Below are 6,043 nucleotides of genomic sequence, written 5' to 3' on the forward strand. Positions count from 1 at the left end.
CAAGCCACCGGCAGTTCAGTGCAGGGCACCGACGGCTCGGGCGATCACGAGGAGGGAGGTGATCAGCGCGGCGATGCTCTCCACGCTCATCAGGAGTTTCGCTCGGGTGGTGAGCGGCATGGTGTCGGTCGGGCTGAACGCGGTGGAATTGGTCACAGACACGTACAGGTAGTCGATCAGGGCGGGGGTCCAGTCGCTGGAGCGGCTGGAGCCGTCCGCGATCTCCTCCACCGCGTCGTGGTTCTCGTCCTGGGAGAACCGGAAGTCGGCGAGGGGCAGTTCGGAGCGGGGCGCCTGGGTACGGACGACGGGGCCGCCCCGGTCGAGCTCCCAGAAGGCGAGACCGAAGACGATGATGTCGGTCGCCCACACCTGCAGGGCCGCGAGCAGCAGCGAGCCGCCGTCCTTGACCTCGGTGGAGACGAGGGCGCGGACGAGCAGGCCGAGCACGATCAGATTGCTGATGCCGATGACACCGACCAGGACCAGCGACAGTGTCCGGGAGAAGCGGTTCTGCCGGGTGAGGCGGCGCGGGTTGACGGCGATCAGCGGGATCAGCAGCAGGCCCTCCAGGGCGGGCAGCACGTAGCGCGGACCGACCAGCAGGGATTCGGGCAGCGCCAGGTACAGGAACGCCGCGGTCAGGGTGGCGATCACCGCGGGCAGCCGGGCCTCCCCTCGGCGGTCGTGCCGCGGGTGGCGGCGCTGGAGTCCTCCCGGCCGCCTGTCGTAGCCACTCGGGTGCTCTGCGGTCATCGCGCCCCGGCCCTTCTCGGAACCACGGAAGGCCTCCCTCGTGTCGATTGCCACCCGCGTCTGCCCTGTTGAGCTGTTCATATGCGCGCAGTCGCGCCCGTGATCGCGCGCTCGCCGTCGGCGGTCTACCGGCTCGTGGTGGTGTCCCCGTCGGGCGGACCGAGGGCGGGCATGCCGAGGTCGACCGCAGCCGGCGCCGTGGAGCAGGCCGCCGCGCGTCGGCGGCGGCGCCCGCGGACCACCACCAGCGCGGCGAGGGCGGCCGCGGCGAGGAAGGCGAGCCCGGGCAGCCACAGGGCGCCGATGGCGGAGGCCGCCCCGACGGCGCCGAGCACGGCCAACAGCGGGCCCGCACAGCACACCGCGCAGGCGGCCAGCGCAGCCGCGCCGGCGAACAGGCTCCAGCGCTTGGACGAGCGGGCCGCAGCGGGGGTCATGAGGACGCTCCGAACAGGTCGGCCAGCATCCCGGCGCCCTCCTCGGGGGCGCGTACGGACAGCCGCACCGCGCCGGGGGTGAGGTGAAGGGCGAAGTCGAAGAACGCGCAGCAGCCCTGCTCGGCCGCGGCCAGGGCGGCGAGCCGGCCGGCCAGGCCGGGGTCGGCGGGAAAGGTCAGCCGCAGCCCGTCGGGAATCTCCTCGCGCAGCTCCGCCTTCGCCACCAGCTCGCGCCACTGCGCGGTGCGCTCGCCGAGCCCGCCGCCGTCGAGGGTGCACGCCACCGGGGTCCGCCGCCACGCCTCGTCCACCGGGGAGTCGGCGGTGGTGCGGGTGGGTGACAGGTCCACGGCCACCGCTCGGCCGGGCGCGGTGGCCGCGGTGTCGGCGGTGGTGCAGCCGCAGTCCGGGCCGCACCCGCCTGCGGGCGCCGGGCCGGCCAGGTCGCCGTGGACGGCGGCCAGGCGGGCGGCGAACGCCGTCAGCTCGGCGATCCGGGCGTGGGTGTCGGCGATCCGGCCCGCGACCAGCTCCCGGATCCGCGAGCGGACCGGCGCGCACGCGCCCTGCTCCCGGACGTCGAGGAGTTCGCGGATCTCCTCCAGCGGCAGGCCCAGCAGCTTCGCGGAGGAGATGAACTCCAGCCGCTCCACCGCCTCCCGCCCGTACACCCGGTACCCGGCCGGGGTCCGCTCGGCCGGCAGCAGCCCGGCGCTCTCGTAGAAGCGCAGCGTCGTCGCCGGAACGCCGCAGCGTTCGGCGAGCTGCGATATGCGGTAGCTCGTCACACCGCCGACCGTAGACCTTCGACCCGACTCGAAGGTCAAGCCCGCCCGGCCGAAGCCTTCGGAGTCCGCGGCCCGGCCGTCTACCGGACCGTCGACCGCCGGCTCTGTCGGTCGAAGAGCCTCCAGTGCCCCTCGGAGACGAGCTCGACGGCGCCGTCCACCACCTTGACGGCTGTCTGGTCATCGAGCGCGTACCCCGGCACCGGCACCCGGGCGGCCCACTTCTCGGCGTCGGCCATGGTGTTCTCCGGGCACATCACGTTGTCCAGGTGCGGGAAGATCGAGAATCCGACCATGCCCAGCGCGCGGTCGCCGCCCGCGGCCGGCTTCCAGCCGACGAACTCCTCCCCGACGTGCGGGGCCATCACCATGCTGCCGGCGCTCAGTCCCACGTAGACCGTCTCGCTCAGCGAAGGGAACAGGTCCGCCAGCCCGGAGGCGCGCATCCAGTGGTGCAGGTACAGGACGTCGCCGCCGCACACCAGCAGGGCATCGGTCTCCCGGACCAGGGGGACCCAGTTCTCCTCGTCGATGCTGGGCAGCGCGGTCAGTTCCAGCATCCCCACGGACTTCCACCCCAGCTCGACCAGGGGGGTGGGGGACTGCCCGGCGATCTGACGCCACGTCATGACGGCGGTCCCGGGCATGGCGTACATCGCGGTGGGGATGCACAGGGCGGTCGACTCGGCGAGGGGTTTTCCCAGCAGGTCGACCAGCGCGTCGCGGATGCTCTGGTTGCTGACGCCGCCGGAGGTGAGAAGAAGCTTCATCGCGCCTTCCTGGTCGATCCCTTGTCCATCGAGAGCCGTGCGGGGCCACGGCGAGCCACGGTGAGCGGGAGTCTTGCACAGTCCAGCCCCTTCGAGGTGCCGGCCCGGTGGCGGGGCTCACAGGATGCGCAGGGCGATCAAGCTGCTGTCGTCGTCGGTGTCGCCGGCATTGCGGGCCAGCAGGCGGTCGGCCTGTTCCTCGAGCTCTGCCTCGGCGACGCGGCCGGCGGCGCGGCGCAGCGCGGCCAGGCTCTTGGAGAGGTCGTCGTCGCGGCGCTCGATCAGGCCGTCGGTGAACAGGATCAGCGTGTCCCCGGCGGCCAGTTGGGTGGTGGACTCGTGGTACTCGGCGTCCGGGAGGGCACCGAGCAGGATGTTGTGCACCGGCTCCAGCAGGCGGGCCCGGCCGCCGCGCAGCAGCAGCGGCGGCAGGTGGCCCGCGCTGCACCAGGTCAGCTCCCTGGTGTCCGGCCGGTAGACCGCGCAGACGCCGGTGGCGGTCGGGCGGTCGGGCGCGATCAGGGCCAGTTCGTTGAGCCAGCGCAGCAGTCGGGCGGGGGACTGGCCGGTCAGCGCCAGGCCGCGCAGCGCGTTGCGCAGCGCCACCATGCCGGTGGCCGCCTCGATGCCGTGCCCGGCCACGTCGCCGACCGCGACCATGACCCGTCCGTCGCGCAGCGGCAGCACGTCGTACCAGTCGCCGCCGACCCGGTACTCCTGGGCGGCCGGACGGTACCGGGCGGCCACCTGGAGGCCGGGCAGCTTGCGCAGGCCCGGCTCCTCGGGGACGATCGCGCGCTGCAGTTGGAGGGCCAGGTGGTGCCGGACGGCGGCCTGTTCCTGGGTGCTGGTGAGCTCGTCGAAGGTCGCGCTGAGCGCCACCTCGGTGCGGTACTGCGCGGAGACGTCCTGGAAGACGCCGGAGACCCCGGTCACCGTCCCGTGGGTCAGCAGCGGCTCTCCGACGATCCGCAGGTGCCGGGTGCCGCCGTCGGAGCGCCGGACCTGCACCACCAGGGTGAGCCGCTCCTGGTGGCCGGTCAGCCTGCCCAGGGCGGTGGCCAGTTCGCGCGCGTCGGCGGGGTCGAGCAGCGGACCCAGCTCGGTCAGCAGTGGCGCCGACAGCTCGGGCGGGCGGCCGAAGAACTCGAAGGCGTGGTTGCTCCAGTGGCTGACCCCGGTGGTGAGGTCGTCCTCGAACGCGCCCAGGCCAGCCAGCTCGGCCGCCACCTGGAGGATCGGGAAGCGGTGCGCCAGGTCGCCCGAGTGCCACAGCACCACCGCGCGCTCGCGGTCCACCGGCACCACCCGCACGTTGATCAGCGAGCCGGGTGCGCCGGGCCGGTGCCGGGCCGGCAGCAGCGGCGCGGTCTGCAGGTCACTGTCCTGCCAGGCCCGGCCCACCAGCCGGGACAGCGCGGGCGCGGCGAACGGCAGGAACTGGGCGAGCGGCCTGGGCCGGTTGTCGCCGGGCAGCGCGGTGCCGGTGCGACGGGCGGCCGGGTTGGCGCACTCCACCAGCAGCTCGCCCCGGTCCGCGGCCCAGTGCACCAGCATCGCCGGGTGGGCGAGCACGTCCACCACCGCCCGCAGCAGCGGGGCCGGCCGGTGCTCGGCGTCCGGCTCGCGGCGCGGCAGGATCCGGCAGAGCGCCTCGGCCACCGCCGTCACCTCGCGGCGCAGCGCCCGGGAGGCGTCCAGTGGTCCCGGCCAGTCGACCTGGACCACCCCCAGCGGACCGTGCTCGTCGCGCAGCGGCAGTACCGCGCGGGCCGCCTCGCCCGGCGGTCCCGGCAGTTCCTGCCCGGCCTGCGGTCCGCGGTCCAGCCAACGCGGCAGCCCGTCCTCGTACGCCTGGCGCACCGGCGTGGACCAGGCGGGCGGCAGCCACCGCCACTGCGTGCGGACCAGGGGGCCGTGCCCGGCCGCGCCGACCAGCTCCAGGCAGTCCGCCGCCGCGCTGCGCCAGATCAGCACGCCGGTCGCGCCCAGCGCGGCCAGGGCCTCCGAGAGCACGGTCTCGGCCACCTCGTCGAGCGTCTCGCGGGCGGCGGCCAGTTCGCCGGCCCGCCGCGGCGCGCGCAGCAGGTCCACCGAGGCCGGGTCCGCCGGGTCGGTGGTGCCGGTGGACTGGTTCAGCAGGTCGGCGGCCAGGTCCGCCGGGCGCTGGCCGGTGGCGCGGGCGAGCGAGAGCAGGTGCTCAGCGGCCTGGCCGGGCTCCAGGCCCAGACGGGCCACCAGGACACCGGCGGCCAGGTCCAGCAGGTGCTGGCGGGCCAGCTGCTCGCGCAGGCCGGCCACCTCGGCGGCCAGGGCCGCGACCGCACGGGCAGTGCCCCGGGAGTCCTCTCCCGGTTCGTCGGCCACCGGTTCGATCCGCATGCTGCCCCCTGGAGCCGGACACCACCGCGGCCGGGCGGGCCGCGGCGGGCACACTCTCCAGGCTGGTCCCCGGCGTCGGTCGGCGCAACGGCGTCAGCCGACCGAGCGGTCGGAGAGCTGCGACCGGTCCAGCACCTGGGCCAGCTGCCACAGGCCCCGGCGCCCGCGCAGCAGCAGCAGCCGCAGCCCGGACAGGTGGACGTGGTCGCTCATCGCGACCGTCATCGGGCCCTCCGTCGGGACCGCCATCTGGACCTCCATCGGCATCTCCTTGCTCAACACGCACTCCGGTTACCCGGCCCGGCCGCGGCTACTCCTGTCCGCCGACCGGTTGCCGACCGCCTACCTACCGCTTGGCGGCGGCGCAGTTGGGCAGGCGCGCCGGCGGAGCCTGCCGGAGGACGAGCGAGGAGGCGGCGTGATGGACCATGACGGCGACCTGCTGCGGGAGATGGCCGCGGAGCACGACGAGATCCGTACCCTGTGCAGCGCCCTGACGGGCATGCAGCTCGGGGACCACCGGCGCAAGTCGGTGCTCGACCGGCTGGCCGGTGAACTGGTGCGGCACGGTGGGATCGAGGAGGCCTGCCTGTACCCGCTGATGCGGCGGGTGCCGGGGACGGAGGCCCTGGCGGCCGAGGCGGCGGCGACCCACCGGGACATCGCGACCTTGCTGGACCGGCTGGCCTGGCGCACGGCGGTGATGCCGGGCTTCGACCGCCTGGTGGCGCTGCTGGTCACCCAGGTGACCGCGCACCTGGGGCAGGAGGAGGCCAAGGCCTTCGCGGTGCTGCGCTCCGGCGTGTCGGGCCACGATCTGGAACGGGCGGGCGCCCGGGCCCGCCAGCTGCGGGTACGGGTGGAGCCGACCGCCCACCCGGCCATGTGACAGTGGGCCGCCCGGTGGACC

7 protein-coding genes are annotated in these 6,043 nt (G+C 74.6%); 1 reads left to right on the forward strand and 6 read right to left on the reverse strand.

Annotation, left to right across the window (positions count from 1 at the left end; translation table 11 throughout):
* Window positions 1–15: 15 nt before the first annotated feature.
* The 6 genes from C7C46_RS03595 to C7C46_RS34740 form a co-directional block, all read right to left on the reverse strand.
* A complete protein-coding gene (locus C7C46_RS03595) occupies window positions 16–756 on the reverse strand; it encodes a hypothetical protein (protein WP_245984100.1) in 741 nt (246 codons plus the stop codon).
* 125 nt (window positions 757–881) lie between these two features.
* Window positions 882–1,193 carry a hypothetical protein gene (locus tag C7C46_RS03600; RefSeq protein WP_245984102.1) on the reverse strand — a complete coding sequence of 104 codons (312 nt, stop codon included), beginning with the start codon at window positions 1,191–1,193 and terminating at the stop codon, window positions 882–884.
* On the reverse strand, window positions 1,190–1,981 hold the full coding sequence (locus C7C46_RS03605; protein ID WP_110665586.1) for a heavy metal-responsive transcriptional regulator: 792 nt from the start codon (window positions 1,979–1,981) through the stop codon (window positions 1,190–1,192). Before C7C46_RS03605 ends, C7C46_RS03600 begins: the two co-directional genes overlap by 4 nt.
* A gap of 80 nt (window positions 1,982–2,061) precedes the next feature.
* Window positions 2,062–2,751, reverse strand: coding sequence for a Type 1 glutamine amidotransferase-like domain-containing protein (locus tag C7C46_RS03610; RefSeq protein ID WP_110665588.1), 690 nt, complete (start codon window positions 2,749–2,751; stop codon window positions 2,062–2,064).
* A gap of 117 nt (window positions 2,752–2,868) precedes the next feature.
* A complete protein-coding gene (locus C7C46_RS03615; RefSeq protein WP_110665590.1) occupies window positions 2,869–5,133 on the reverse strand; it encodes a SpoIIE family protein phosphatase in 2,265 nt (754 codons plus the stop codon).
* A 93-nt stretch (window positions 5,134–5,226) separates the two neighbouring features.
* Window positions 5,227–5,394 carry a hypothetical protein gene (locus tag C7C46_RS34740; protein ID WP_181442171.1) on the reverse strand — a complete coding sequence of 56 codons (168 nt, stop codon included), beginning with the start codon at window positions 5,392–5,394 and terminating at the stop codon, window positions 5,227–5,229.
* 160 nt (window positions 5,395–5,554) lie between these two features.
* Here C7C46_RS34740 and C7C46_RS37195 point away from each other — a divergent pair, with 160 nt between their 5' ends.
* On the forward strand, window positions 5,555–6,022 hold the full coding sequence (locus C7C46_RS37195) for a hemerythrin domain-containing protein (protein ID WP_181442172.1): 468 nt from the start codon (window positions 5,555–5,557) through the stop codon (window positions 6,020–6,022).
* Window positions 6,023–6,043 lie beyond the last annotated feature (21 nt).

It is taken from the genome of Streptomyces tateyamensis (genome assembly GCF_003205575.1).
Taxonomy (GTDB): domain Bacteria; phylum Actinomycetota; class Actinomycetes; order Streptomycetales; family Streptomycetaceae; genus Kitasatospora; species Kitasatospora tateyamensis.

What these genes read in the sequence shown, in the direction of transcription:
- C7C46_RS34740 (WP_181442171.1), bottom strand. Translation starts at nt 5,394, where the DNA reads ATGGAGGTCCAGATGGCGGTCCCGACGGAGGGCCCGATGACGGTCGCG.
- C7C46_RS03600 (WP_245984102.1), bottom strand. Translation starts at nt 1,193, where the DNA reads ATGACCCCCGCTGCGGCCCGCTCGTCCAAGCGCTGGAGCCTGTTCGCC.
- C7C46_RS03595 (WP_245984100.1), bottom strand. Translation starts at nt 756, where the DNA reads ATGACCGCAGAGCACCCGAGTGGCTACGACAGGCGGCCGGGAGGACTC.
- C7C46_RS37195 (WP_181442172.1), top strand. Translation starts at nt 5,555, where the DNA reads ATGGACCATGACGGCGACCTGCTGCGGGAGATGGCCGCGGAGCACGAC.
- C7C46_RS03615 (WP_110665590.1), bottom strand. Translation starts at nt 5,133, where the DNA reads ATGCGGATCGAACCGGTGGCCGACGAACCGGGAGAGGACTCCCGGGGC.
- C7C46_RS03610 (WP_110665588.1), bottom strand. Translation starts at nt 2,751, where the DNA reads ATGAAGCTTCTTCTCACCTCCGGCGGCGTCAGCAACCAGAGCATCCGC.